26 protein-coding genes and 9 pseudogenes are annotated in these 24,122 nt (G+C 67.3%); 8 read left to right on the forward strand and 27 right to left on the reverse strand.

The features are described from left to right. Nucleotides 1–616, reverse strand: a 616-nt coding sequence (locus tag BN4332_RS21155) for an HAD family hydrolase (protein ID WP_200820330.1), incomplete at its 3' end; no start/stop codon positions are given. Nucleotides 617–720: 104 nt separating this feature from the next. Here BN4332_RS21155 and BN4332_RS21160 point away from each other — a divergent pair. The 3 genes and pseudogenes from BN4332_RS21160 to BN4332_RS21170 all read left to right on the forward strand — a co-directional run. After that, nucleotides 721–1,032: pseudogene (locus tag BN4332_RS21160) on the forward strand (response regulator); the annotation flags it as partial. Further along, nucleotides 1,028–1,357: pseudogene (locus BN4332_RS21165) on the forward strand (sensor histidine kinase); the annotation flags it as partial. The pseudogenes BN4332_RS21160 and BN4332_RS21165, both read left to right, overlap by 5 nt. A gap of 59 nt (nt 1,358–1,416) precedes the next feature. Continuing rightward, on the forward strand, nt 1,417–1,800 hold the full coding sequence (locus BN4332_RS21170) for a nitroreductase family deazaflavin-dependent oxidoreductase (protein WP_066901344.1): 384 nt from the start codon (nt 1,417–1,419) through the stop codon (nt 1,798–1,800). Here BN4332_RS21170 and BN4332_RS21175 read toward each other — a convergent pair. The 8 genes and pseudogenes from BN4332_RS21175 to BN4332_RS21205 form a co-directional block, all read right to left on the reverse strand. Then, nucleotides 1,797–2,210: a hypothetical protein gene (locus BN4332_RS21175; protein ID WP_066901346.1), complete on the reverse strand. Its 414-nt coding sequence runs from the start codon at nt 2,208–2,210 to the stop codon at nt 1,797–1,799. The genes BN4332_RS21170 and BN4332_RS21175 overlap by 4 nt on opposite strands. Before the next feature lie 65 nt (nt 2,211–2,275). After that, nucleotides 2,276–2,779: a MarR family winged helix-turn-helix transcriptional regulator gene (locus tag BN4332_RS21180; protein WP_074133138.1), complete on the reverse strand. Its 504-nt coding sequence runs from the start codon at nt 2,777–2,779 to the stop codon at nt 2,276–2,278. Nucleotides 2,780–2,848: 69 nt separating this feature from the next. Further along, nucleotides 2,849–3,307 (reverse strand): annotated as a pseudogene (locus BN4332_RS21185) (aminotransferase class I/II-fold pyridoxal phosphate-dependent enzyme); the annotation flags it as partial. 35 nt (nt 3,308–3,342) lie between these two features. Next, nucleotides 3,343–4,368 carry a 3-oxoacyl-ACP synthase III family protein gene (locus tag BN4332_RS21190; protein ID WP_066901350.1) on the reverse strand — a complete coding sequence of 342 codons (1,026 nt, stop codon included), beginning with the start codon at nt 4,366–4,368 and terminating at the stop codon, nt 3,343–3,345. A gap of 8 nt (nt 4,369–4,376) precedes the next feature. Continuing rightward, on the reverse strand, nt 4,377–5,057 hold the full coding sequence (locus tag BN4332_RS21195) for a hypothetical protein (protein ID WP_066901352.1): 681 nt from the start codon (nt 5,055–5,057) through the stop codon (nt 4,377–4,379). Further along, nucleotides 5,038–6,087 (reverse strand): annotated as a pseudogene (locus BN4332_RS35575) (thiamine pyrophosphate-dependent enzyme); the annotation flags it as partial. The gene BN4332_RS21195 and the pseudogene BN4332_RS35575, both read right to left, overlap by 20 nt. Nucleotides 6,088–6,189: 102 nt before the next feature. Next, a pseudogene (locus BN4332_RS35580) lies at nt 6,190–6,849 on the reverse strand (pyridoxal phosphate-dependent aminotransferase); the annotation flags it as partial. A gap of 34 nt (nt 6,850–6,883) precedes the next feature. Then, nucleotides 6,884–7,363, reverse strand: a pseudogene (locus BN4332_RS21205) (thiamine pyrophosphate-binding protein); the annotation flags it as partial. Between the two features lie 183 nt (nt 7,364–7,546). Here BN4332_RS21205 and BN4332_RS34545 point away from each other — a divergent pair. Then, nucleotides 7,547–7,741 (forward strand): annotated as a pseudogene (locus BN4332_RS34545) (SAM-dependent methyltransferase); the annotation flags it as partial. Nucleotides 7,742–7,845: 104 nt separating this feature from the next. Here the strand turns inward: BN4332_RS34545 and BN4332_RS21215 are convergent. The 5 genes from BN4332_RS21215 to secY all read right to left on the reverse strand — a co-directional run bounded on the left by BN4332_RS21215 (nt 7,846) and on the right by secY (nt 11,881). Beyond that, nucleotides 7,846–8,580 carry an anti-sigma factor family protein gene (locus BN4332_RS21215; protein WP_066901356.1) on the reverse strand — a complete coding sequence of 245 codons (735 nt, stop codon included), beginning with the start codon at nt 8,578–8,580 and terminating at the stop codon, nt 7,846–7,848. After that, complete coding sequence (locus BN4332_RS21220) at nt 8,577–9,104, reverse strand: sigma-70 family RNA polymerase sigma factor (RefSeq protein WP_066901358.1); 528 nt, start codon at nt 9,102–9,104, stop codon at nt 8,577–8,579. Before BN4332_RS21220 ends, BN4332_RS21215 begins: the two co-directional genes overlap by 4 nt. 115 nt (nt 9,105–9,219) lie before the next feature. Further along, nucleotides 9,220–10,017, reverse strand: a complete 798-nt coding sequence (map, locus tag BN4332_RS21225) for a type I methionyl aminopeptidase (protein WP_066901360.1) — start codon at nt 10,015–10,017, stop codon at nt 9,220–9,222. After that, nucleotides 10,014–10,559 (reverse strand): adenylate kinase, encoded by a 546-nt coding sequence (locus BN4332_RS21230; protein ID WP_066901362.1) that lies wholly within the window; start codon nt 10,557–10,559, stop codon nt 10,014–10,016. The genes map and BN4332_RS21230 overlap by 4 nt, the downstream gene beginning before the upstream one ends. Then, nucleotides 10,556–11,881, reverse strand: coding sequence for a preprotein translocase subunit SecY (secY, locus tag BN4332_RS21235; protein ID WP_066901364.1), 1,326 nt, complete (start codon nt 11,879–11,881; stop codon nt 10,556–10,558). The genes BN4332_RS21230 and secY overlap by 4 nt, the downstream gene beginning before the upstream one ends. Before the next feature lie 291 nt (nt 11,882–12,172). On the opposite strand from secY, the gene BN4332_RS21240 reads away from it, so the two are divergent. From BN4332_RS21240 to BN4332_RS21255, 4 genes are read left to right on the forward strand one after another with little or no spacing between them, the layout of a single operon-like run. Next, nucleotides 12,173–13,099: a class I SAM-dependent methyltransferase gene (locus tag BN4332_RS21240; RefSeq protein ID WP_066901366.1), complete on the forward strand. Its 927-nt coding sequence runs from the start codon at nt 12,173–12,175 to the stop codon at nt 13,097–13,099. Between the two features lie 24 nt (nt 13,100–13,123). Continuing rightward, nucleotides 13,124–14,026, forward strand: a complete 903-nt coding sequence (locus BN4332_RS21245) for an SAM-dependent methyltransferase (RefSeq protein ID WP_066901368.1) — start codon at nt 13,124–13,126, stop codon at nt 14,024–14,026. Nucleotides 14,027–14,033: 7 nt separating this feature from the next. Continuing rightward, complete coding sequence (locus BN4332_RS21250; protein WP_066901370.1) at nt 14,034–14,939, forward strand: class I SAM-dependent methyltransferase; 906 nt, start codon at nt 14,034–14,036, stop codon at nt 14,937–14,939. 17 nt (nt 14,940–14,956) lie between these two features. Then, entirely contained in the window at nt 14,957–15,877 is a 921-nt protein-coding gene (locus BN4332_RS21255; protein WP_066901372.1) for a class I SAM-dependent methyltransferase, read from the forward strand. Between the two features lie 2 nt (nt 15,878–15,879). Here BN4332_RS21255 and BN4332_RS21260 read toward each other — a convergent pair whose 3' ends face one another. The 13 genes and pseudogenes from BN4332_RS21260 to BN4332_RS21320 all read right to left on the reverse strand — a co-directional run. Further along, nucleotides 15,880–17,244: an MFS transporter gene (locus BN4332_RS21260; protein ID WP_066901444.1), complete on the reverse strand. Its 1,365-nt coding sequence runs from the start codon at nt 17,242–17,244 to the stop codon at nt 15,880–15,882. 256 nt (nt 17,245–17,500) lie between these two features. Then, nucleotides 17,501–18,859 (reverse strand): annotated as a pseudogene (sppA, locus tag BN4332_RS21265) (signal peptide peptidase SppA); the annotation flags it as partial. A gap of 158 nt (nt 18,860–19,017) precedes the next feature. Further along, a complete protein-coding gene (rplO, locus tag BN4332_RS21270; protein ID WP_066901376.1) occupies nt 19,018–19,461 on the reverse strand; it encodes a 50S ribosomal protein L15 in 444 nt (147 codons plus the stop codon). Next, on the reverse strand, nt 19,458–19,640 hold the full coding sequence (rpmD, locus tag BN4332_RS21275; RefSeq protein ID WP_019346190.1) for a 50S ribosomal protein L30: 183 nt from the start codon (nt 19,638–19,640) through the stop codon (nt 19,458–19,460). The genes rplO and rpmD overlap by 4 nt, the downstream gene beginning before the upstream one ends. A 2-nt stretch (nt 19,641–19,642) precedes the next feature. Further along, nucleotides 19,643–20,290, reverse strand: coding sequence for a 30S ribosomal protein S5 (rpsE, locus tag BN4332_RS21280; RefSeq protein WP_074133140.1), 648 nt, complete (start codon nt 20,288–20,290; stop codon nt 19,643–19,645). Nucleotides 20,291–20,315: 25 nt separating this feature from the next. Further along, nucleotides 20,316–20,726, reverse strand: coding sequence for a 50S ribosomal protein L18 (rplR, locus tag BN4332_RS21285; RefSeq protein ID WP_066901380.1), 411 nt, complete (start codon nt 20,724–20,726; stop codon nt 20,316–20,318). A gap of 2 nt (nt 20,727–20,728) precedes the next feature. Further along, nucleotides 20,729–21,268 carry a 50S ribosomal protein L6 gene (gene rplF / locus BN4332_RS21290; RefSeq protein ID WP_066901384.1) on the reverse strand — a complete coding sequence of 180 codons (540 nt, stop codon included), beginning with the start codon at nt 21,266–21,268 and terminating at the stop codon, nt 20,729–20,731. 13 nt (nt 21,269–21,281) lie between these two features. Next, nucleotides 21,282–21,680 carry a 30S ribosomal protein S8 gene (gene rpsH, locus BN4332_RS21295; protein WP_036441169.1) on the reverse strand — a complete coding sequence of 133 codons (399 nt, stop codon included), beginning with the start codon at nt 21,678–21,680 and terminating at the stop codon, nt 21,282–21,284. Nucleotides 21,681–21,763: 83 nt separating this feature from the next. Beyond that, a complete protein-coding gene (locus tag BN4332_RS21300) occupies nt 21,764–21,949 on the reverse strand; it encodes a type Z 30S ribosomal protein S14 (protein ID WP_003883429.1) in 186 nt (61 codons plus the stop codon). 4 nt (nt 21,950–21,953) lie between these two features. Further along, complete coding sequence (rplE, locus tag BN4332_RS21305; RefSeq protein WP_066901385.1) at nt 21,954–22,517, reverse strand: 50S ribosomal protein L5; 564 nt, start codon at nt 22,515–22,517, stop codon at nt 21,954–21,956. Further along, on the reverse strand, nt 22,517–22,834 hold the full coding sequence (gene rplX, locus BN4332_RS21310) for a 50S ribosomal protein L24 (protein WP_066901387.1): 318 nt from the start codon (nt 22,832–22,834) through the stop codon (nt 22,517–22,519). Before rplX ends, rplE begins: the two co-directional genes overlap by 1 nt. Further along, nucleotides 22,834–23,202 (reverse strand): 50S ribosomal protein L14, encoded by a 369-nt coding sequence (gene rplN / locus BN4332_RS21315; RefSeq protein WP_003883432.1) that lies wholly within the window; start codon nt 23,200–23,202, stop codon nt 22,834–22,836. Before rplN ends, rplX begins: the two co-directional genes overlap by 1 nt. Before the next feature lie 252 nt (nt 23,203–23,454). Then, nucleotides 23,455–24,042: pseudogene (locus BN4332_RS21320) on the reverse strand (SUMF1/EgtB/PvdO family nonheme iron enzyme); the annotation flags it as partial. Nucleotides 24,043–24,122 lie beyond the last annotated feature (80 nt).

A 24,122-nucleotide genomic window follows, 5' to 3' on the forward strand; every position in this document is an offset into this window, starting at 1 on the left:
CGGCGGCCGATCCGGCCATGGCGAGGGCATCGTGACCGGCCACCCCGAGTTCGGCCAGAGCCTGCCGGTACAGCTCGGCGCCGGGGGCGCTCACGTCATCGGTGGTGACGACGGTTTCCACCAGTCCGTCGCCGACCAGCTGGCGCACCAGCGGCTCGGCCCAGCGGCGCCTGCCGTTGGCGACCACGCCGACCGGCAGGCCGGCCAGGAACGCGTCGTTCACCAGATCCTCCAGCCCTGGCCGGGGCGCCAGGCCGGCGTCGAGGATCATCTCGTCGAACATCAGGTCCTTGGTCATGCAGATCTCGTCGGCGAGCAGTTCGGTCAGCACGTCGCACTCCGGCCCCACGCACCGCTTCCGGAGTTCGGCGGCGACCCGCTGACGTTCGTCGTGCAGCGCGAGCAGCTGCTGATACCGGGTGACCCCCCAGTTGATGGGCAGACCGTGCGCGGCGAACGCGGCGTTGAACACGACGCGATGCCCGTCGACATCGAGGTCAGACAATGCGTCGAGGTCGAAGATCACCGCACGCAGCGGATGGGCGCTGTTGTCCGGCTGCGAACAGTCCCACCAGAACCGTCCGGCACGCCACGACTTCTCTTGTGTTGACGACACCACATGAGAGTGGCCCACGTCACATCGTCGCCGCGTCCCCCGTAGGGGGGATTGAGCCGGTCAAGTTGATCTACCGATAGCGGCACCACCCTTAGGGTGATGCCATGGCGCCCTCCATTCCAGTGCGCCTTGTGCTGGTCGACGACCATGAGATGGTCATCGAGGGTCTCAAGGCCATGCTTGCCGCGTTCGACGACCGAGTCGAGGTGGTCGGTCAGGCCGTCGGCGCCGAGCGCGCGCTGAGCGTGATCGAGACGCTCGATCCCGACATCGTGCTGTGCGACGTGCGCATGGAGGGCTCCAGCGGGCTGGACCTGTGCCGGGTGCTGCGCGAGCGCGACCCGGACCGCAAGGTGGTCATGCTGTCGGTCTACGACGACGAGCAGTACCTGTTCCAGGCGCTGCGGGTGGGCGCGGNCCCGGGTGCCCGATCACATCGAGCTGGCGTTGTACCGGATCGCCCAGGAATGCCTGCAGAACGTGGTCAAACACGCCGAGGCCGACCGGGCGCGACTCACCTTCGCCGTCGACGACGGGGTGGCCCGCCTCGAGATCGTGGATGACGGAAAGGGTTTCGACACGTTCGAGCATCCGCTGGGCAGCGATGAGATGGGCGGCTACGGGTTGCTGTCGATGGCCGAGCGGGCCGAGATCGTCGGCGGCCGGCTGCACATCCGGTCCCGGCCGGGCGCGGGCACCACGGTCACCGCGACCATCCCGCTGCCCGCTGCGACCGGGTAGCCGATGGGCCGGCCGGCGCTACGCTCGAAGCAGTAATTCCACGATCGAGGAGTTATCGGATGCCCGCTCCGCGCTGGATCGCCCGAGCCAACAAGGTCGGCCTGAATCGCCTCACCCGGTTCATCGCCCCGTGGGCACCGGGCTGGGCCGTCGTCATCCACCGCGGGCGCAGGTCCGGCCGGACCTTCCGGACCCCGCTGTGGGCGTTCCGCCGGGGACACGGATTCGTCATCGCACTGACCTACGGGTCCCAGGCCGACTGGGTGCGCAACGTGCTCGCGGCCGGCGGGTGCGAACTGGAGAGCCGACGCCGTCACTACACGATGACCGAGCCCGAGGTCTACCACGACGCGAACGCCACGGACATGCCCGCGTTCATCCGGTTCATGCTGCGCCGGGTGATCAAGGCCCCGGAGTTCCTCAGCCTGCGGATCGCGGATTAACCGCCGAGCTTCCCGGCGAGTTCAGGGCACTCGTACTTGAGCGCCACGGTCACGATCGTCATTAGTGCGTCGGGTGGCAGGTCGCTGCCCATCTGGATCAGCGTGTCGACGACGTCCTGCTTGGACGTGTTGAAGCTGCTCTCGCCCATGATGCAGGCGATGATGATCTGATCGCGGATCGCGGCGTCGGAACCCTCCAGGCCCGCGGCCCGCACCTCGGCATAGGCCTCCGGCGGCAGCTCCGCGGAACCACCGCCCGGCGCCGTGGGAGTTCGTGTCGGCTTCGACGTCGAAGTCAAGGGCGTGACGCCTTCGGGGGCGGTGGCCAGGCCGGCGGTGGTGTTACTGCAGGCGGTCATCACCAAGACAGCGAGGGCACCCAGCGCCGCACCGGCCCGCCTGGCGTTCATCCGCCTCTCCCCTCAACTACTTTCGAGGTTAGTGCGACACGCACCGCGCGGGCCGGTAATCGCGCTCAGAAATCACCCGAATGCCGGCGCAGCGTCTCGATGGAGGACACCAGGGCCTGCGATTGCTCGTCCGACATCCCGACATCGGCGAACACCTGCTCGTTGAGCGTGACGGTGGCGTCCTCGACGGTCGAGCGCCCGAGATCGGTGATGCGCACCAGCGTGGTCCGGCCATCGGTGGGGTGCGGGATGCGTTCCACCAGGCCGTTGGCCTCCAGTCGCCGGATGGCGTGCGTGACGCTGGTGACGTGGACCTGCAGCCGGTCGGAGGCCTTCGTGATGGGCAGCGCCCCGGCCCGGCTGAACGCCAGCAGCCGCAGCAGCTCGAACCGGGAGAAGCTCAGATCGTAGGGCCGCAGCGCGGTCTCCACCCTGGCCAGCAGGATCTGATGGGCCCGCATCACCGATGTCACCGCGACCATGCCACCGGCCACATCGCCCCAGCCGGCGGCCTCCCAGTTCGCGCGGGCCTGCGCGATGGGGTCCCGCTTGTCCGGTGGCGAAGTCACGCCTCTTCTTACCGCATCACCGCGCAGACGCGACACAACCGCGCGCATTGCGCACCGGCGTCCCGCTGCTCAGCAGGCGGCACCCACCGCGCCCAGCACCGCCCGGGTGGACTGCCGCGCCCCGACGGTGATCCGCACGCCACCGTCGGCGTAGTGGCGCAGTTGCAGCCCGGTGCCGTCGAACACCTCCGGCCACGGCGTGGACCGACCGGGCAGGAACAGGAAGTTGGCCTGCGCGTCGGTGCTGTAGACACCGAGCGCCCGCAGCCGCATCTGCAGATAGTGCCGTTCGGCGGCGATCATCCGGATACGTTGGCGCAGCTGGTTTTCCGCGGCGTAGGAGGCGGCGACCGCAACCTGTGCGCTGAGCCCGATACCGAACGGCACCTGCATCCGCCACAGCTCACGGCCGAGATCGGGGGCGCAGAAGCCGTAGCCGATCCGCAGCCCGGCCAGTCCGTACGCCTTCGAAAAGGTGCGTACCACCACGACATTGCCGAACCGGGAGACCAGGTCCGGTCCGTCGATCNCCGCCTCGAGCAGTGCCGAACGGGGCGCGGACATCAGCTGCGCCCGCCCCACCGGACCGCGGCGGCTCCGGCGAAGTCACCGGCGTGGGCGAAGGCGGCCATCAGCACGGTGTCACCGGCCTTCACCCGACCACCGGCGACAGCCCGGTCGAAGTTGACGGGAATGCCTGCGGCGAAGAGGTTTCCACACTCGTCGAAGGTGTCGACGTGACGTTCGGGCGGCAACTCCAGCGCGTCGCGCCAGTTGCGCAGGAAGGCCCGGTTGGGCTGGTTGGTCACCAGCAGGTCGATATCCTTGGGCGGTACGCCGATTCGATCGCACACGGCGTAGGACACCTCGGGAACCTGGCGGTTTCCCCGGGCCAGCACCTTGGTGATCTTGCTTTCGGTGAACCCGATGCAGGCCTCCCCCGGCCCGGCCTGCCACCACTGCCGCGGCGGGTCGATGGCCAGCGTCATGTCACCGGCGTACTCGCCGTACGTGCGGCATTCCACGTCGAGGATCGGCGAGGCATCCGACAGCGTCACCAGCCCGACCGCCGCACCGTCACCGGGGACGGCGGCCTGGGCCTTGGGCCGGATCGTCTTCTGATCGAACACCGTCCCGGCCGCGTTCTGGGCGATCGCGATCAGCGCACTGCGTCCTTCGCCGGAGGACAACAGGTTGCGGGCCAGCTTGAGCGCCAGCACGAACGCCGCGCAGCCTCCGTTGTGCAGGTCGATCACCCAGTTCGGTTTCATCCCCAGCCGGTGCGCCATTCCACCGCCGCCCCCGTAGAACGGCATGTCGGGCAGCTGGGTGTGGGTGATCAGCACGTCGGCCCCCGTCACCGCATCGGCGCCGTGACGTTCGGTCAACCCGGCAGCGGCCCGCTCCACCATGTCGATCGCGGTCTCGCCGTCGGCCACATGATGGCGGTACCTCGGCGCCCGGAACATCCGGTTCTCCCGCAGCTCGTCGGTTTCGGCGAACTGGGCGTAATACTCCGCACTGATCGGCTCACCCGGCAGGTAGGTGGACACGTCGATGAGACTGACGGGGCTCTTGTCGGGGAACATTTCCGGCCTCACTTCATCCAGTCCGGGGTGACCGGCAGGCCGTTGCGGTGCCGGTATTCGGCGATGGCCTTGAGGTTCCGCAGTTCCAGCAGATGCCCGGGGCCGAACATGTCCCAGAAGTCTCCGACCCATACCGGGCGGCCCGGGGGCGCCGTCTCCGGATAGGGGTTCTCGTCGTAGAACGGGTGGTGGCAGTTCGTCCACAGCACAACCGATCCCGGCTTGTCGAAGACCACTTGCGCGTCGACGATGCGCATGAGGTAGATCATCCACAGGTGCTTGCCCTGGTCCCAGGCGCAGTGATAATCGACGGTGAGCGCGTCGCGGTGGGCCACCGTGCGGGTGTAGATCGCACTGCCCGGGCTGGTCGGCCCGGCGCCGAGGCGGTCGTGCGCCAGCCACAGTGCGGGCTCCTCGGTCGGGGTGAACCCGCGCAGACTGTAGGTCCACTCCTCCAGGCAGCGGGTATCGGACAGGTAGTCGAACAACTCGTCGGGCGGACACTCGATGTACTCGTTGACCGTGCAGTATTGACCGAACACCTGGTCGTGCGGGTACACCGACCGCATCATGTCCATGATGATCGGGGTGGCCTTCTCCTTGGGCGAGGTCTCGATCCGGATCAGCCCGTCCAGCGGGGTCCGGGAGCCCCGGTGGGCCGTGATGTCCTCAAGCGCGGGCAGTGACATGGGACCTGTTCTCCTCTGCTGCGGTGGAATGGTTGTCGAGGTTCTTGGTGGTGAGAAAAGCGGCGAACGGCGGAATTTCGTCGGCCGAGCATTCGACGCTGACCACCGCCGGGCCGTCGACGGTCAAGGCCTTGGCCAGTGCGTCGGACAGCTCGCCGGCCTCGGCGACATCGACGGCGAGCAGGCCGGGGAACATGGTGGCCAGCCCGCCGCCCAGCCGGCTCGGCCCGAACCGGTTGTAGGAGTACCGGTCCTGGTAGAACAGCTGCTCGCGGGTGACGCACATGGCGTGGGCGTGATTGTCGAACAGCACGAAGGTGATCGGCAGCCGGTACTGCATCGCGGTGTGAATCTCCATGCCGTGCATGAAGAATGAGCCGTCGCCGGCGATCACCACGGTGCGCTGCTGCGCCGCGGTCGCGGCCCGGTGAAAGGTCATGCCGATGGCCGCGCCGAAGCTGTAGCCCATGCCGCCCATGCCGAGCGCCACCAGGAAGCGACCGCCGCGCCGGGCCGGCAGATAATGGATCGCCGAGGCTCCGATGTTGCCCGCGTCGACGACGATGTCGGTCCCGTCGGGCAGCGCCCCGTCGAGCACCGTCATCGCGTCGCGGTACCGGATGCCCGGCCCGCTGTGGATCGGCGGCTGTAACTCGTTGCGCGGCCCCAGATCCGGCACCCGAACCGGCGTGGGCCGGCCCGGCCCGGAGAGCGCAAGGGCCAGCTGCGCCAGCGATTCGCGCAGGTCGTCGGAATGCACGTGGGTGCACGCCGGGTAGGGCACCTGGGCACCGACGGAGTAGACCGGAACAGATCGCAGCGCCTCGTCGAGCCCGGCCCGGGCCGTCACCGACATGCGGGTACCGACCAGCAGACACATCGCGCTCTGCGCCGCGGCGACGGGCACTCCGGGATGGCCCATCACACCGGATACCCCCAGCGCGGAGGATGAGCCGAGCCCAGGGGTGCCCGCCACGTCCTTNGCCCCGACGGTGATCCGCACGCCACCGTCGGCGTAGTGGCGCAGTTGCAGCCCGGTGCCGTCGAACACCTCCGGCCACGGCGTGGACCGACCGGGCAGGAACAGGAAGTTGGCCTGCGCGTCGGTGCTGTAGACACCGAGCGCCCGCAGCCGCATCTGCAGATAGTGCCGTTCGGCGGCGATCATCCGGATACGTTGGCGCAGCTGGTTTTCCGCGGCGTAGGAGGCGGCGACCGCAACCTGTGCGCTGAGCCCGATACCGAACGGCACCTGCATCCGCCACAGCTCACGGCCGAGATCGGGGGCGCAGAAGCCGTAGCCGATCCGCAGCCCGGCCAGTCCGTACGCCTTCGAAAAGGTGCGTACCACCACGACATTGCCGAACCGGGAGACCAGGTCCGGTCCGTCGATCCGGTGTGCGGCGACCAGGAACTCCACGTAGGCCTCGTCCAGCAGCACGACGGTGTCCTCGGGCAGCCGCATCAGGAACCGCTCGATCTCGCCGGCCGGCTCGATGGTCCCCGTCGGGTTGTGCGGACGGCACACCACCACCACCCTGGCTTTCCTCGCGGCCTCGGCCATGGCCGCCAGATCGTGGTGGCCGTAGGCATCGAGCGGGACAGTGACCGCCTGCAGCCGGGCCATCTGCGCGAAGATCGGGTAGCCGTCGAATGTCGGCGCCGCCATCACCATGGTGTCGCCGGGGCTGGTCACCGCGTGCAGCACCTGCATGATGACCCCGGTGGCGCCGGCCCCGACGATCACTTGCTCCTCGGCCATCCCGTCGTGATCGGCGATCAACGAGCGCAACCGCTGCGGGAGGAACTCCGGATAGCGGTTGGCGGCCTCGTCGCANGGCGGCCAGCGCCTCGGGCAGCGCGGTCAGGATGTCGCGGGGCGTCATGACTCGGCGGCAGTACACCGAGACCGCCGAGAACAGCGTGTGTGCGTCCAGAGCCCCGTTGTCCCCGCTGGTGTCCTGGAAGGCGCCGTGCCCGTCGAGCGCGGTCGGGGCCTGCCCGATCAGCGCAAGCACCGGGACCCGGCTGGCCAGTGACTCCCCGAGCCCGGGGACGGTGTTGAGGCACCCGCCACCGGAGGTCGCTGCCACGACTCCGATGCCCGCCCCGCCGCGGCTGTAACCGTCAGCCATTGTGGCAGCGGAAAATTCGTGCTTGGCCAGGATCGCGGTGATGTCCTCGCGGAAGAACGCCGCATCGTAGAGATCCTCGATGTTGGCCCCGTCCACACCGAAGATGTGCGAGATGCCGTTCGCGGCCAGATAGCCGACGATGTGGTCGACCACTCTGCGACCTGTGACCATGTGTCACCTACTTCCGTGCTCTGTAGGTGACACGACCGGTAGATGAGCCCGGTTCACCGCCAGCCTGGATTTCTGGAAACTCCCGGCCACGCCCCAGGAGACAGCCAGACACCCGCGGCAGAACTGGGCATAGTGGAAGGCAGGGTCGACACGACTGACTCGAGCCGGATCGGAGGCAAACAGGTGACACAGCCGCAGATGGATTGGGACGACGCCTACCGGCAGGACACGCCGCCACCGTGGAGCATCGGCGCCCCGCAGCCCGAGCTCGCGCGGCTCATCGAGGAGGGCAAGGTGCGCGGCGAGGTGCTCGACTCCGGGTGCGGTCATGCCGCCCTCTCGCTGGCACTGGCCGAACGTGGATACACCNCCGGCGGGCCGGCGTCACTGCCCGGTGTGGAACGCGATGGAGCCGGGCACATCATGATGCCCGGCTTCCTGCTGAGCGCCCACAAGGAAGCCGCCAGCTGAACCGACGACGCTCACAGCTGTTTTTCCAGCAGCACCTTGCCCTCAGGGGACGTAACCAATTGCACCGCAGCGATATCCGCCATCGGCGTCTGGGTGTTGCCGCTGGGTAGCGCGGTCGCGCCGGACAATCCCAGCCACGTCGCGATCTCCTCGCGGTGACCGTCGCGGCCGATCACCACCATGCCCAGGTTCTGCGGCGGCGCGTCCTGCTTGCCCCAGTTCCCGTAACTGCAGGCCATGTCGATGCGGGTCCCCCAGGCGTAACTGGTCATCGCGATGCTCGCGTTGATGGGCGTATCCGACATCTTGGACATGGCCATCATGTCCGCACCCTGCTGTTCGGTGCCGGTCTGCAGACCGAACACCTCGGGCCGGATGCCGACCACCACACCCACGGCCAGCAGCGCGGCGGCCAGGCCGACCGCGGCCGTGGTGACCCACCGCGCACGGCGCCGGCGCCAGCTGACTTTGGCCAGCACGGACTGCAACACCTCGGGGCGCAGCGGCGGATCGGGCTGTTCGGATTCGAGGGCGAGCACGTCGTCCAGCTCCAGCATGGCCAGCAGCGCGGGCATACCGCTCAGCTCGGCCATCGCCGACCGGCATTGGGCGCAACCCTCCAGATGGGCCTCATACTCGCGTCGCTCCCCAGGGTCGAGCGATCCCAGCACGTAGGCCGCATCCCAGGTCCGATACCGGTCGGATTCCACCGGATCAGGAATGTGGGGCACACCGAACTGTGTCATCGTGTCACCCCCATTTCCTGCAAGTTCAGTCGTAGCGCGCGTACCGCGTAGTGCAACCGCGATTTCACGGTGCCCTCGGGTATCTGTAGATCGTCGGCGATCTGCCCGGTGGTCCAGCCTTGGTAATAGGCCCGGCGGACCACCGCCCGGTGTTCGTCGGAGAGCTGGCTCAGGGCCGTGCTCAGCAGGATTCTGTCCAACGCGGTATCCACCTGGTCGGGTGTGGCAGCGGCGCCGGAATGGTCTGCCACCTGTTCGGGATCGGGCACCCCGGTTTCGTTGCGAAAGCGGGCGCTCCGGCGTTCATCAATGATCATGTTCCGCGCGACGGTGAACAGCCAAGCCCTGGCCGATCGATCGGTGTCGGCGGTGACATCTGGGTGGCGCCAGGCACGCAACAACGTCTCCTGCACCACGTCCTCGGCCCGGGCTCGGTCACCCGTGAGCCGTAGGGCGTAGCGCCACAGCGCAGCAGCGTGCTCGTCGTAGAGCACCCGCATCATGGCGGCCTCCGGATCATCCACTTCCCTACCTCCGTCTGTGATACGACGTGGGGGGCGATCCGGTTCAATTACTACCTTTGCGCACGGGCGGGCGCCAGAGCTGGCGCGTGATTCAGGTAGTGATTGCTGGCGTTAATTACTGGGTGAGGATTCTGGGCCCGTCCTCGGTGACGGCGACGGTGTGCTCCCAGTGCGCCGCACGGGTGCCGTCGGCGGTGACGACGGTCCACTCGTCTTCGAGGATCACGGTCTCGGTGGTCCCCAGGGTGAGCATCGGTTCGATCGCCAGGACCGAACCCGGCTCCAGATACGGGCCGCGCCCGGGGGCACCCTCGTTCGGCAGGAACGGGTCCATGTGCATCTGCCTGCCGATGCCGTGGCCGCCGTAGCCGTCGACGATGCCGTACTTGCGGTCGTGGCGGGCCTCGGCCGCGTGGGTCTCGACCTCGATGGCGTGCGAGACGTCGGTGAGCCGGTTGCCGGGCAGCATCGCCGCAATACCGGCCTCCATCGCGGATTTCGTTGCGGCCGAAAGAGCTTCGTCCGCGGGGATGAGTGCTCCGATGCCGAAGGTGACGGCCGAGTCGCCGTGCCACCCGTCGACGATCGCGCCGCAGTCGATGGACACCAGATCGCCGGCGGCCAGTTTCTCGTCGGCCGACGGAATGCCGTGCACCACACGGTCATTGACCGACGAGCAAATACTGGCCGGGAAGCCGTGGTAACCGAGGAACGACGGGGTGCCGCCACCGTCGCGGATGACGGCCTCGGCGATCTGATCAAGTTCCAGCGTGGATACGCCCGGGGCCGCGGCTGCCCGCACCGCGCGCAGTGCCGAGGCGACCAGCGCCCCGGCCACGGCCATCGCGTCCAGTTCTCCGGCGCTGCGCTGCGCGACGACCTTGCGCTTGCGCAACCCCGGCAATCTGATCACTTACCCAGTGCGTGCAATGCGCGGGCGAACACCTCGTCGAGGGCACCCACCGCATCCACGGTCTTCAGGTCGTCGCGGTAGTACTCCAACAGCGGCTCGGTCTCGTCCTTGTAGACCTTCATCCGGTTGCGGATGACCTCGTCGGTGTCGTCGGCGCGACCGCGGCCCTTGAGCCGGGTCAGCAGCTCGTCCTCGGAGACCTGGAACTCGACCACCGCGTCCAGCTTGGTGTTGCGCGCGGCGAGCATGTCCTTGAGTGCGGCGGCCTGCTCGACCGAGCGCGGGTAGCCGTCCAGGATGAACCCGTCGGCGGCATCGGCCTGGTCGATGCGGTCCTCGACGAGCCGGTTGGTCAGCTCGGCGGGAACCAGGTCGCCGGCGTCCAGGTAGCGCTTGGCCTCCAGGCCGAGCGGGGTGCCGTCACCGATGTTCTTGCGGAACAGATCCCCGGTGGAGATTTGCGGGATGCCGAGCTTCTCGGACAGCTTCTCTGCCTGCGTGCCTTTGCCCGCACCGGGCGGTCCGAGTAGAACGACTCTCACTTCAGGAACCCTTCGTAGTTGCGTTGCATGAGCTGGCTCTCGATCTGTTTCACGGTGTCCAAGCCGACACCGATCATGATGAGAACAGCGGTTCCGCCGAACGGCAGATTCTGTACCGAACCTGTGTTACCGACCTGCAGGAACAGGTTGGGCAGGACGGCGATGACACCCAGGTAGATCGAGCCGGGCAGGGTGATCCGGCTGAGCACGTACCGCAGGTAGTCCGCGGTCGGCTTGCCGGGCCGGATGCCCGGGATGAACCCGCCGAACTTCTTCATCTCGTCGGCACGCTCGTCGGGGTTGAACGTGATCGAGACGTAGAAGTACGTGAAGAAGATGATCAGGCCGAAGTAGATCGCCACATAGACCGGGTCCGCCGGGTTCGTCAGGTAGTCGGCGACGAACTTGTCCCACCAGCCTGTGCCCGGATTGGAGCTACCGCTCTGGATCAGCTGAGTGATCAGGTGCGGGATGTAGATCAGCGATGACGCGAAGATCACCGGGATGACGCCGGCCTGGTTGACCTTCAGCGGCAGGTAGGTGGAGGTGCCGCCGTACATCTTGCGGCCCACCATGCGCTTGGCGTACTGCACCGGGATGCGGCGCTGGCCCTGCTCGACGAACACCACGCCGACGATGATGAGCAGCGTCGCGGCGACGACCGCGGTGAACACCAGGCCGCCGCGGCTCTCCAGGATGGTCTGGCCCTCGGCCGGGATCCGGGCCGCGATGCCGGCGAAGATCAGCAGCGACATGCCGTTGCCGATGCCGCGCTCGGTGACCAGCTCACCCATCCACATCACCAGCGCCGCGCCCGCGGTCATCACGAGCACGATGACGATCAGACCGAAGACCGAGCTGTCCTGGATGATGTCGAGGCTGCAGCCCTGCAGCAGGCCACCGTTGGCGGCCAGCGCCACGATGCTGGTGGCCTGCAGGACGGCCAGCGCGATCGACAGGTACCGGGTGTACTGCGTCATCTTGGCCTGGCCGGCCTGGCCCTCTTTCCTCAGCTGTTCGAAGCGAGGAATGACGACCGTGAGCAGCTGAACGATGATGCTGGCGGTGATGTAGGGCATGACCCCGACCGCGAACACCGTCAGCTGCAGCAGCGCGCCGCCCGAGAACAGGTTGATCAGCGAGTAGATCTGCGCCGAGTCACCGCCGCTGACCTGCTCGATGCACTTCTGGACGTTCGGGTAGTTGACCCCGGGAGACGGGATCGACGCGCCGACCCGGTACAGGATCACCAGGCCCAGCGTGAACAGGATCTTCCGTCTGAGGTCGGCCGTCCGCAGCGATGAGATGAAAGCCGAAAGCACTCTTCCTCCTGCGCAGCCGACCTCTCAGCGCGGCGTGCCAAATGGGGCTGGTGGGGCCAGCGTCTTGGTCAAAGTCATGTACGACCTGCCCTGCAAGCTCGCAGCCTGCGGACTCAGCCGTCAAATCAGTCTACGAGAGTAACAGTCGCAGACGAGACCACCCTGCATGCGCCTCCATCGGACCGCCGAACCGCGGACTAAGCCTGTCTTCAGATTCGCGGCGTACAGTCGTCGGCAGCTCGTTACATCGCCTAACTAACACGTTGATTCTGACTGAACAAAGGGGGATTCATGGCGCCGACCACCGCCCGATTCGATGGGGACACGTGGGACCTCACTTCCAGTGTGGGCGCCACGGCAACGATGGTCGCGGCAGCGCGCGCGATGGCCACTAATGCCGAGGATCCGGTGATCGACGATCCGTTCGCCGCTCCCCTGGTTCGCGCCGTCGGGATGGACTTCTTCACGAAGCTGGCCGACGAGTCCTTCACCACCGAGGGCCTCGACGAGGAGGCCGCGACCGGCCTGATCCGCTTCGCCAACGGGATGGCGGCCCGCACCCGCTTCTTCGACGACTTCTTCCTCGACGCCTGCCGTGCCGGAATCCGGCAAGCCGTGATCCTGGCGGCCGGGTTGGACTCCCGCGCCTATCGGCTGCCCTGGCCGGACGGCACCGTCGTCTACGAGGTCGACCAGCCCGAGGTGGTCCGGTTCAAGACCGACACCCTGGCCGAGCTCGGCGCGGCGCCGACGACCGACCTGCGCACCGTGTCCATGGACCTGCGGTTCGACTGGCCCGCGGCGCTGATCGCGGCCGGCTTCGACCCGTCGGTGCCGACGGCCTGGATCGCCGAGGGATTGCTCGGATACCTCCCGGGCGACGCCCAGGATCGTTTGCTGGACCAGGTCACCGAGCTCAGCGCACCCGGGAGCCGGCTCGGCGTCGAGGGCGTGCCCGCCACCGAGACCAATGACGAGGAATCGATCCGGGCGCGGATGCGGGAGTTCACCGACCGCTGGCGCGCGCACGGTCTGGACATGGACCTCAACGAGCTGATCTACCTCGGCGACCGCGCCGACGTGACCACGTATCTGGAAGGGCACGCCTGGAAGACCACCGGCGTCTCGTCCAACGATCTGCTGATCCGCACGGGCCTGCCGCCCATCGAGGATGAGGCCCACGCGGCATCGGTTCTCTACATCAGCGCCGAGCGGTAGTTCCGAGAGATCAGGGGGCGCACCATGGCACGTTCTGACACCGACAGTTGGGATCTGGCCTCCAGCGTGGGCGCGACGGCGACGATGGTCGCCGCGGCCCGCGCGATCGCCAGCGCCGAACCCGAGCCGCTGATCAACGATCCCTATGCCGCGAAGCTGGTACGCGCGGTCGGGGTCGAGTTCTTCACCAAACTCATCGACGGCGACATCGCCCTCGACGGGGAGCTGGCCGAGGGCGCGGAGCTGATGATCGGGATCATGGCCGTGCGGACGAAGTTCTTCGACGACTTCTTCGCCGACGCAGCGGCGGCGGGCATCCGACAGGCGGTGATCCTGGCCTCCGGTCTCGACTCGCGCGCCTACCGGCTGCCGTGGCCGGACGGCACCGTGGTCTACGAGATCGATCAGCCCGAGGTGATCGGTGCCAAGACCGCCACCATGAACCAGATCGGGGCGGCACCGTCGGCCGAACGCCGCACCGTGGCCGTCGACCTGCGTGACGACTGGCCCGCCGCGCTGCGCGCCGCCGGCTTGGATCCGGCCGCACCGAGTGCGTGGAGCGCCGAAGGTCTGCTGGCCTACCTTCCGCCGGCAGCCCAGGACCGGCTGTTCGACAACATCACCGCGCTCAGCGCCCCGGGCAGCAGGCTGGCCACCGAGTTCCATCCCGACATGGCGGCCAACCTGCGCGAGCGCGGCAACGCGATGAGCGAGCAGTGGCGCCAGCACGGTCTGGACCTCGATCTGGGCAACCTCTGGTACGACGGCGAACGCAATTCGGTGGTCGAATACCTCACCGACGCCGGTTGGTCGGTGACCGCCCGGCGGCGGCCCGAGCTGTTCGCCGAGTACGGCCGCACCTTTCCCGCCGGGGAAACCGCAGCGCACCAACGTAATTCACAAGCGATCATCGCCATCAGAAATTAGGAACACCATGACCCGCACCGAAGGCGACAGCTGGGATCTGGCCAGCAGCGTCGGGGTCACCGCGACCGGTGTCGCGGCATCCCGCGCGCTGGCCACCAAGCAGCCCGACCCACTCATCAATGACCCATACGCCGACGCGCTGGTGCGCGCGGTGGGAGTCGAGCACAGCATCCGGCTCGCCGACGGCGAGGTGTGCGTCGAGGGTGACCTGATGCTCGACCGGCAGCGGATGTGTGAACAGATCGCGGTCCGCACCCGGTTCTTCGACGACTTCTTCACCGATGCAACGGCATCCGGGATCCGGCAGGCGGTGATCCTGGCTTCGGGCTTGGACACCCGTGCCTACCGGTTGCCCTGGCCGACGGGCAGCGTGGTGTTCGAGGTGGACCAGCCCGCGGTGCTGGAGTTCAAGACCCGCACCCTGGCCGAGTTGGGCGCCGAGTCGGCAGCCGCGGTGCACACCGTGCCGGTCGACCTGCGCGACGACTGGCCGGCCGCCTTGCGGGCCAACGGTTTCGATGCGCAGGCTCCGACCGCGTGGATCGCCGAGGGTCTGCTGATCTACCTGCCGCCCGAAGCCCAGGACCGGCTGTTCGACCACATCACCGCGCTCAGCGCGCCGGGCAGCCGGCTGGCCACCGAACACATGGATACCGCGGCCATGTCGAAAGACTGGTCGCAGCGGGTCAGCGAATGGTCGCGCAAGGTCGGTACCGACGTGGACCTGATGGATCTGTTCTATTCGGGCGATCGCAACCAGGCCCGCGACTACCTCAGCGAGCAGGGCTGGACAGTCACGGTGCAGCCCACCCGGGCGGCCTATGAATCGCACGGCTTCGACTACCCCGACGAACTCGCCGATATCGCCGGTGATTCCGGTTATCTGTCGGCAACCCTCCACACCTCGAACTAGACACCGGGAGACGCAGGATGGCACGCACCGATGGCGACAGCTGGGATCTGGCCTCCAGCGTCGGCGCAACCGCAACGCTGGTGGCGACCGGGCGGGCGATCGCCAGCCGCGATTCGCACGGCCTGATCGATGACCCGTTCGCCGCGCCACTGGTGCGGGCGGTGGGAATCGAGGTCTTCACCAAGATGGTCGACGGCGAACTCGATCTGGCCGACCTGGCCCAGCTCGCACCGGATGCCGCCGAGCGAGCACGCGCCAATATCGATGAAATGGCCGTGCGCACCCGGTTTTTCGACGACTACTTCATCGGCTCGGGCGAAGCCGGGATTCGGCAGGCGGTGATCCTGGCCTCCGGGCTCGACTCACGTGCCTACCGGCTGCCCTGGCCCGAGGGCACCGTGGTCTACGAGATCGACCAGCCCGAGGTGATCGAGTTCAAGACCCGCACCCTGGCCGAGCTCGGCGCGGAACCGACCGCACAACGCCGGACGGTGCCCATCGACTTGCGCGACGACTGGCCGGCCGCCCTGCGGGCCGCGGGCTTCGATCCGGCCCAGCCGACCGCCTGGTGTGCCGAGGGCCTGCTGATCTATCTCCCGCCGGAGGCACAGGACCGGCTGTTCGACAACATCGCCGCGCTGAGCGCACCCGGCAGCGCCGTGGCCACCGAATTCGTGCCCGGACTCAAGGATTTCGATCCGGAGAAGGCTCGGGCCGCCACCGCGACGTTCAGCCAGATGGGGCTGAACATGGACATGCCGTCACTGATCTACCACGGCGAAAGACATTCGGCGGCAGACTATCTGAGCACCAAGGGCTGGAAGATGACCGGAGCCACCCGCTCGGAGCTGTTCGCCCGCCACGGCCTTCCGGTGCCCGCCCTCGACGAGAGCGATCCGATGGGCGAGATCGTCTACATCGACGGCACCCTGCCCTGAACTCAGGCCGCGCGGCCCGATGAGGTGTCGGCTTCGGCGTCGTATTCGACGGGCGGTGGCGCCTCCGGCGTCCCGGGAATCTCGGTACCGTTGATCGGGCAGCGCGCGGTCTCCGGGGTTTTCACCAGCGCCAGGGCGCCGATCACGCATGCGCCCATCATGTAATAGGCCGGCACCAGGTTCTCGCCGGTCACATTGACCAGCCAGTCGTTGATCGCCGGTGCGGTACCGCCGAATATCGACGTGGACACGTTGTAGGCGATCGCGAATCCCGCGTATCGCACCTGCGTGGGGAACATGGCCGGGAAGGTCGCCGAGATGGTGGCCAGCTGCGGCACGTACAGCAGGCCCAGCACCGCGAATCCGATCACCGCGCCAACCAGGTTCGTTCCCATCAACAGGAACATCGGCACACCGGCGACGAACAGGCCCACCAATGAGAACCACCACATCGGTTTTCGTCCCACCCGGTCGGACAGATGCCCGGCGAGCGGCAGGAACACCATCATCGACAGCATGCCGATGATGGGCACCACCAGCGATTGGTCGGTGGACAGCCCGATGGCGCTCTCCAGATACGTCGGCATGTAGGTCAACAGCGTGTAATTCACCACGTTGAGCGCGACGACCAGACCACCCAACCGCAGGACGGGTCCCCAGTACTGCAGCAGCAGATCCTTGAACTCCGTGGTCGGTTGCGGTTCCTCCTCGCCGGCTTCGGCGAGTTCACGGAACACCGGCGTCTCGGCCAGCCGGGTCCGCAGGTAGACACCGATCAAACCCAGCGGTGCGGCGACCAGGAACGGCAATCGCCAACCCCAGGAACCCATCTGGTCCTCGGTGAGCACCAGCGAGAAGCCCAGCATCATCAGCGCACCCAGCGAGAAGCCGGCCAGGGTGCCGAATTCCAGGAAACTGCCGAGGAATCCACGTCGCCGGGACGGGGCGTACTCCGCCATGAACGTCGCCGCGCCACCGTACTCACCGCCGGTCGAGAAGCCCTGGATCATCCGCAGCAGCACCATCAGGATAGGCGCCCAGATGCCGATCGTGGCGTAGGGCGGGACCAGGCCGACACACAGCGTGGCGCCGGCCATCAACAGAATCGTTATGGCCAGCACCTGTTTTCGACCGATTCGGTCCCCCAGCGGACCCCAGACGAAGCCGCCGAGGGGACGGACCAGGAACGACACCGCGAACGTCATCAGGGCGAGCAGCGTCGCACTCTGCGTGTCACCGGGAAAGATCGCCGCGGATATGTAGCTGACCCCGTAGGCGTAGATGCCGTAGTCGAACCATTCGGTGGCGTTACCGATCGCCGAGGCGGCGACGGCACGCCGTTGAACTTCGGGAGGAGTCTCCTCCACGGTGGCCGGTTCGGCCGTTTCCGACGAATCTGGCGTCTTGTCGGTACTGTCCGATTCCGCGGTGCCCACGGGAACCTCCTCGTGTCTGACGACACTGCTCCCGTCGGATCACACCTTCGACGTCGGCTGATTCAGATCAACACCGCAGGGCCAGACCGTAGTTTTATTGGCTACCTTCTGCTCCGCAGCCGACGTTACCGCGCGGGGCCACAGGATGCGAATCACCGCCGTCACCGGCGGGTCGGTCAGCCGGCGATCAGAACCGGTACTCCCCCAGCCAGAGTGCATTCACACCGGTCACGGTGCGTTCAGCCTGATCCAGGATGCCCAGCACCGACTGGCCGAGCAGGCTGCCGACCGCCTGCGGCAGCGATGCGGCCGCCGGCTGCGAGGAAGGCTTGGGCCGCAACATCTCCAGCCACGACGAACCGGGATAGCTGAACACCCGCACCTTGGTGTCCGGATCCAGCCCGGCGAGCACCTTGGCTCGTGTGATCGCGGCGCGCAGCCCGCCGAGCGAATCGACGAGCCCGCGGTCCTTGGCGTCCGCGCCGGTCCAGATCCGCCCCCGCGCCACCTCGTCGACCTGTTCGACGGTGAGCTTGCGTCCGTCGGCCACCCGCTCGACGAAATCGGTGTACACCAGGTCGGTCTCGGCTTCGATCTGGGCCTGCTGTTCGTCGGTGAACGGTGCGTTGGAGGACCAGGCGTCGGCATTGGTGTTGGTACGCAAGGTATCCGAACCGACACCGAGTTTGTCCTTGAGCTCCCGGGAAACCAGCTTGCCGGTGACGACGCCGATCGAACCGGTGATGGTGCCTGCGTTGGCGACGATCTCGTCGGCCGCCATCGACACGTAGTAGCCGCCGGACGCGGCGACCGCACCCATCGAGGCGACGACGGGCTTGCCGCGCTCACGGGCCCGAACCACCTCGCGCCAAATGGTTTCCGATCCGGTGACCGAACCACCCGGGCTGTCCACCCGCAGCACGATGGCTGACACGTCGTCGTCGGCGGCCGCCTCGCGCAGCGCCGCCGCGATGGTGTCGCCGCCTGCGCTGGAGTTCCCGATGGGCAGCACCTGCGGTCCGCCGCGGCCGCTGACGATCGGGCCGTTCAGGGTCACCACCGCGATGGCGGGCTTGCTCTTGAGGCCCGGGATCGGTGGGGTGGGCACCTTCGGCGCGGTGCGCGCATAACGCGAAAGGTAGAGCCGCGGCAGAGCATCCGGATGGTTGTCGGCGTCCGCACCGGCCTCGGTGGGGCCACCGGACAGCTCACCGATGCGGGAGTAGGCCTCGTCTCGGAACCCGATGCGGTCGATCAGCCCACTGGTGACCGCGTCGTCACGCAACACGGGAGCGCGGTCGGCGAGGGCATTGATCGCCTCCGGGGTCAGGTTCCGGGATTCGCCGATGGCCTGCCATACCTGCGATTGCAGGCTCTCGATCATCCGGCCGTCGGCTTCACGTTGCGCTTCGGTGTACCCGCCCTCGGTGAAAACGTTTGCGGCCGACTTGTATTCACCGCGCGCGACGAACTGCGCCTCGATGCCCGCCTTGTCGAGAGCGTCGCGCAGGAACATCGCATTGGTGGCGAACCCGACCAGGCCGACNAAGGCGAACATGCGCCGAGCCTACCGGCGGCCGGACAGTGGCCGTCAGACGCAAAGATCCCCGCACGTCTGGCGTGCGGGGATCTCGGTCTGCTCGCGCAGAGAAAACTACAGCACGGCGGCGAGCCGCCAATTACAGCACGGCGGCGAGCCGCCAATTACAGTTCGGTGGCCGAACCGCCGGCAGCGGTGATGGCCTCACGGGCGCTACCGCTGAACTTGTTGGCGGTGACGTCGACCTTGACGGCAAGCTTGCCGTCGCCGAGGACCTTCACCAGGCTGTTCTTGCGAACCAGGCCCTTGGCGACGAGTTCCTCGACACCGACGGTGCCGCCCTCCGGGAACGCCTTGTTGATGTCGCCGACGTTGACGACCTCATACTCGGTCCGGAAGCGGTTCTTGAAGCCCTTGAGCTTCGGCAGCCGCATGTGGATCGGCATCTGGCCACCCTCGAACATCACCGGGACGTTCTTGCGGGCCTTGGTGCCCTTGGTACCACGACCGGCGGTCTTACCCTTGGAGCCTTCACCACGACCGACGCGGGTCTTGGCGGTCTTCTCCCCGGGAGCGGGCCTCAGGTCGTGAAGCTTGATAACGCTCATTTGACTTCCTCCACCTCGACGAGGTGATGCACAACATTGATCAGACCACGGGTCTGGGCGTTGTCCTCACGAACCACGGACTGACGGATCTTCTTCAGCCCCAGGGTCCGCAGGCTCTCGCGCTGCTTCCAGCGTGCGCCGATGGTTCCGCGCACCTGGGTGATCTTGAGTTCTGCCATGGTTATGCCGATCCCTCACGCGCTGCTGCGGCAGCCAGCGCTTCGCTCTCGCGCCGGGCCTTCAGCATGCCGGCCGGCGCAACGTCCTCGAGCGGCAGACCGCGACGGGCCGCCACCTCTTCCGGCCGCTGGAGCATCTTCAGCGCGGCAACGGTGGCGTGCACCACGTTGATCGCGTTGTCGCTGCCCAGCGACTTGGCCAGGATGTCGTGCACGCCGGCGCATTCCAGCACCGCGCGGGCCGCACCACCGGCGATCACACCGGTACCGGGGCTGGCCGGACGCAGCATCACCACACCGGCAGCGGCTTCGCCCTGGACCGGGTGGACGATGGTGCCGCCGATCAGCGGAACCCGGAAGAAGCCCTTGCGGGCCTCCTCGACGCCCTTGGCGATGGCGGCCGGAACTTCCTTGGCCTTGCCGTAGCCGACGCCGACCATGCCGTGGCCGTCACCGACGATGACCAGCGCGGTGAAGCTGAAGCGCCGACCACCCTTGACCACCTTGGAGACGCGGTTGATCGACACCACGCGCTCGATGTAGTTGCTCTTCTCGCCGCTGTCGCGGCCGCCACGGCCACCGCGGTCGTCGCGACGACCACGGCCGCCACGGTTCTCCTGCGCCGGAGCGGCTCCTGCCTGCTCGGCCATCATGCAGTCCTCTCGTTGACAGTCATCAGAATTTCAGCCCGCCCTCGCGCGCGGCATCTGCCAGCGCGGCGATCCGGCCGCCATAGGTGTAGCCACCACGGTCGAATACCACGGTCTCGACGCCGGCGGCCTTGGCGCGCTCGGCGATCAGCTGACCGACCCGAACGCTGTGTGCCTTCTTGTCGCCCTCGACGGCGCGCACGTCGGCCTCGATCGAGCTGGCAGCCGCCAGCGTGACGCCCTGCAGGTCGTCGACGAGCTGGACGTGGATGTGCCGTGCCGAGCGGTTGACCACCAGGCGCGGGGTCTCGGCGGTGCCGGAGACCTTCTTGCGGAGCCGGGCGTGCCGACGCAGCCGGGAGTTGCGGCGGGTCTCAGAGATGTTCTGCCCCACCGGCTTACGGGCGGCTGCCGTACCTTCTGCTTTGGTAGCCATGGTTACTTACCTGTCTTTCCGACCTTGCGGCGGATCTGCTCACCCTCGTAACGCACGCCCTTGCCCTTGTACGGGTCGGGACGGCGCAGGCGGCGGATGACCGCGGAGATCTGACCGACTTTCTGCTTGTCGATGCCAGAGACCGAGAACTTGGTGGGGGTCTCGACGGCGAAGGTGATGCCTTCGGGCGCCTCGATCACCACGGGGTGGCTGTAGCCGAGTGCGAACTCCAGGTTGGAACCCTTGAGCTGCACGCGGTAGCCGACGCCGAAGATCTCCATCTTGCGGGTGTAGCCCTCGGTGACACCGGTGACCAGGTTGGCCACCAGGGTGCGGGAGAGGCCGTGCAGGGAGCGGCTGCGCCGCTCGTCGTCCGGACGGCTGACCACGATGGCGCCGTCTTCGTTGCGCTCGACGGTGATCGGCTCGGCGACATCCAGAGTCAGGGTGCCCTTGGGGCCCTTGACCGAGACGTTGCGGCCGTCGATCGTCACATCGACCCCGGCGGGAACCAGGACCGGCTGCTTACCAATACGCGACATGTTCTGCTGCCCCCTACCAGACGTAAGCGAGGACTTCGCCGCCCACGCCCTGTCGTGCTGCCTGGCGATCGGTCAGCAGGCCGGAGGACGTGGAGATGATCGCCACGCCCAGGCCGCCGAGCACCCGAGGCAGGTTGGTGGATTTTGCGTAGACCCGCAGGCCGGGCTTGGACACCCGGCGCAGGCCGGCGATGCTGCGCTCACGGCTGGGGCCGTACTTGAGCGACACCACCAGGGACTTGCCGACGCGAGCATCCTCGGTGCGGTAGTCGTTGATGTAGCCCTCTTTCTTGAGGATCTCGGCGATGTTCGCCTTGATCTTCGAGTGGGGCAGAGTCACCTCATCGTGGTACGCCGAATTGGCGTTGCGCAGACGTGTCAAAAAGTCTGCGATCGGGTCAGTCATCGTCATGACAACCGGCTCACCTTCCTCGCGGCGGTTCCCCGTGCCCAGATTTTGGGGAGGCCTTCCGCAACCTGTTGTTGTGGGGTCTGTTACCAGCTGGACTTCTGCACACCGGGCAGTTCACCGGCGTGCGCCATCTCGCGCAGGCAGATGCGGCACAGCCCGAACTTGCGGTAGACCGAGTGCGGACGACCGCACTTGTTGCACCGCGTGTACGCGCGGACCGCGAACTTGGGCTTCTTGTTGGCCTTGTGGATCAACGCCTTCTTTGCCATGTGCTCAGTTCTCCTTGAAGGGGAAGCCCAGCGCCTTCAGCAGCGCACGGCCTTCGTCGTCGTTGGTCGCCGAGGTGACGACGGTGATGTCCATGCCGCGGGGGCGGTCGATGGAATCCACATCGATCTCGTGGAACATCGACTGCTCGTTGAGGCCGAAGGTGTAGTTGCCGGTGCCGTCGAACTGCTTTCCGTTCAGGCCGCGGAAGTCGCGGATACGGGGCAGGGCGATGGAGATCAGCCGGTCGAGGAACTCCCACATCCGGTCGCCGCGCAGGGTGACGCGAGCGCCGATGGGCATGCCCTCACGCAGCTTGAACTGTGCGATGGACTTGCGGGCCTTGCGGATCTCCGGCTTCTGGCCGGTGATCAGGGCCAGGTCGTTGACCGCGCCGTTGATCAGCTTGGCGTCGCGGGCCGCGTCGCCGACACCCATGTTGACAACGACCTTGACGACGCCCGGAATCTGCATGACGTTGTCGAACTCGAACTGCTTCTGCAGCGACTCACGGATCTCTTCGCGGTAGCGCTGCTTCAGCCGGGGCTGAACCTTCTCTGGTGCAGTCATCAGATGTCCTTGCCATTGGTCTTGGCGATGCGGACCTTCTTGCCGGTCTCCTCATCGACGCGGTAACCCACGCGGGTCGGCTTGCCGTCGGAATCGACCACCATCACGTTGGACACGTGGATGGGGGCTTCCTGGGTGACGATGCCACCCGACGACGCGCCCCGCTCGTTCTGCGAAACAGCGGTGTGCTTCTTGATCCGGTTGACGCCCTCGACCAGAACCTTGTCGCGGGTCGGGTAGGCCTCGATGACCTTGCCCTTGGCGCCCTTGTCCTTGCCCGAGACCACCAGCACGGTGTCGCCCTTGTGGACCTTCATCACAAAACCTCCGGCGCCAGCGAGACGATCTTCATGAAGCGCTTCTCGCGCAGTTCGCGGCCGACGGGCCCGAAGATGCGGGTTCCGCGCGGGTCGTTGTCGGCCTTGATGATGACGGCGGCGTTCTCGTCGAACTTGATGTAGCTGCCGTCGGCGCGGCGGCGCTCCTTGACGGTGCGCACGACGACGGCCTTGACCACGTCGCCGCGCTTGACGTTGCCGCCGGGGATGGCGTCCTTGACGGTGGCGACGATGACGTCACCGATGCCGGCGTAGCGTCGCGATGAGCCACCGAGCACACGGATGCACAAGATCTCCTTGGCGCCCGTGTTGTCGGCGACCTTCAACCGCGATTCTTGCTGAATCACTCGATCTCCTGACCTGGTTTTGTATGCACGCCAGATACCGACCTGGACGTGCGCGGTCTTTGTTTCCGAAGGGCACGCGGGGCTGACTCAGAACAGCAGTCAACCGAGGTCTGCCCAAGGCAACCCCTACATACTAGGTGAGCACGTCGAATGCGCCAAATCGTCGAGATTTGCCGCCGAGCGTGCGGTGAGATCGCGGTTGGGCTGGGAAACGCGATCTGGGCGCACCCTCGGTGCGGGAGCCCTTCCCGCTCAGCTCACCACGCAGCGGAAACCGATGTGCGTGGTGGCGCTGTCCTGCGATTGGGGCGAGCGGGCCGCCGGTCGATACCGGTGACAGTACTCGGGCGCGCACAGGTGCGAACCGCCCTTGAGCACCTGGTTCACCGTCGGATCGGCCCCGGCGGGCGGGCAGCAAGCGGGCGCGTCGGCCCCCGGCCGGTGCTGTCCGGCGAACCGCGTGGTGGTCCACTCCCACACGTTGCCGATCATGTCCGACAGCCCGAAGGCGTTGGCCGGGAAGCTGCCGACCGGCGACGTGCCGCGCCAGCCGAGTGCCCCGTCGTTGCGGTAGGGGAAGCGCCCCTGCCAGGTGTTGGCCATGAGCACACCGTCCGGGTTCACGTCGTCGCCCCACGCGTAGGTGCCCTCGACTCCCCCGCGCGCGGCGTACTCCCACTCAGCCTCGGTCGGCAGCCGGCGCCCGGCCCAGGCCGCGTATGCCGCGGCATCCGGGTAGGCCACCTGTACGACGGGGTGGTCGTCGGCAGCTGGGTCCCGATCGGGCCCGAACGGGCGTCGCCAGTTGGCGCCGGGCGCCCAGTCCCACCATCGGCGACGTCGTCGCCGGAAGTGTGGTGACCGGCGCGGCGGTGACGGTGGAGGCGAACGGGCCCTCGACAACGCGACTTCCGCCCCCG

Source organism: Mycolicibacterium houstonense (assembly GCF_900078665.2).
In the GTDB taxonomy this organism is placed as follows: Bacteria; Actinomycetota; Actinomycetes; order Mycobacteriales; family Mycobacteriaceae; genus Mycobacterium; species Mycobacterium houstonense.

Bases quoted from the DNA above. Each gene is read 5' to 3' on its own strand.
- BN4332_RS21170 (WP_066901344.1), top strand. From the start codon at position 1,417: ATGCCCGCTCCGCGCTGGATCGCCCGAGCCAACAAGGTCGGCCTGAAT.
- BN4332_RS21175 (WP_066901346.1), bottom strand. From the start codon at position 2,210: ATGAACGCCAGGCGGGCCGGTGCGGCGCTGGGTGCCCTCGCTGTCTTG.
- BN4332_RS21190 (WP_066901350.1), bottom strand. From the start codon at position 4,368: ATGTTCCCCGACAAGAGCCCCGTCAGTCTCATCGACGTGTCCACCTAC.
- BN4332_RS21195 (WP_066901352.1), bottom strand. From the start codon at position 5,057: ATGTCACTGCCCGCGCTTGAGGACATCACGGCCCACCGGGGCTCCCGG.
- BN4332_RS21215 (WP_066901356.1), bottom strand. From the start codon at position 8,580: ATGACACAGTTCGGTGTGCCCCACATTCCTGATCCGGTGGAATCCGAC.
- BN4332_RS21240 (WP_066901366.1), top strand. From the start codon at position 12,173: ATGGCGCCGACCACCGCCCGATTCGATGGGGACACGTGGGACCTCACT.
- BN4332_RS21245 (WP_066901368.1), top strand. From the start codon at position 13,124: ATGGCACGTTCTGACACCGACAGTTGGGATCTGGCCTCCAGCGTGGGC.
- BN4332_RS21250 (WP_066901370.1), top strand. From the start codon at position 14,034: ATGACCCGCACCGAAGGCGACAGCTGGGATCTGGCCAGCAGCGTCGGG.
- BN4332_RS21255 (WP_066901372.1), top strand. From the start codon at position 14,957: ATGGCACGCACCGATGGCGACAGCTGGGATCTGGCCTCCAGCGTCGGC.
- rplO (WP_066901376.1), bottom strand. From the start codon at position 19,461: ATGAGCGTTATCAAGCTTCACGACCTGAGGCCCGCTCCCGGGGAGAAG.
- rpmD (WP_019346190.1), bottom strand. From the start codon at position 19,640: ATGGCAGAACTCAAGATCACCCAGGTGCGCGGAACCATCGGCGCACGC.
- rpsE (WP_074133140.1), bottom strand. From the start codon at position 20,290: ATGGCCGAGCAGGCAGGAGCCGCTCCGGCGCAGGAGAACCGTGGCGGC.
- rplR (WP_066901380.1), bottom strand. From the start codon at position 20,726: ATGGCTACCAAAGCAGAAGGTACGGCAGCCGCCCGTAAGCCGGTGGGG.
- rplF (WP_066901384.1), bottom strand. From the start codon at position 21,268: ATGTCGCGTATTGGTAAGCAGCCGGTCCTGGTTCCCGCCGGGGTCGAT.
- rpsH (WP_036441169.1), bottom strand. From the start codon at position 21,680: ATGACGATGACTGACCCGATCGCAGACTTTTTGACACGTCTGCGCAAC.
- BN4332_RS21300 (WP_003883429.1), bottom strand. From the start codon at position 21,949: ATGGCAAAGAAGGCGTTGATCCACAAGGCCAACAAGAAGCCCAAGTTC.
- rplE (WP_066901385.1), bottom strand. From the start codon at position 22,517: ATGACTGCACCAGAGAAGGTTCAGCCCCGGCTGAAGCAGCGCTACCGC.
- rplX (WP_066901387.1), bottom strand. From the start codon at position 22,834: ATGAAGGTCCACAAGGGCGACACCGTGCTGGTGGTCTCGGGCAAGGAC.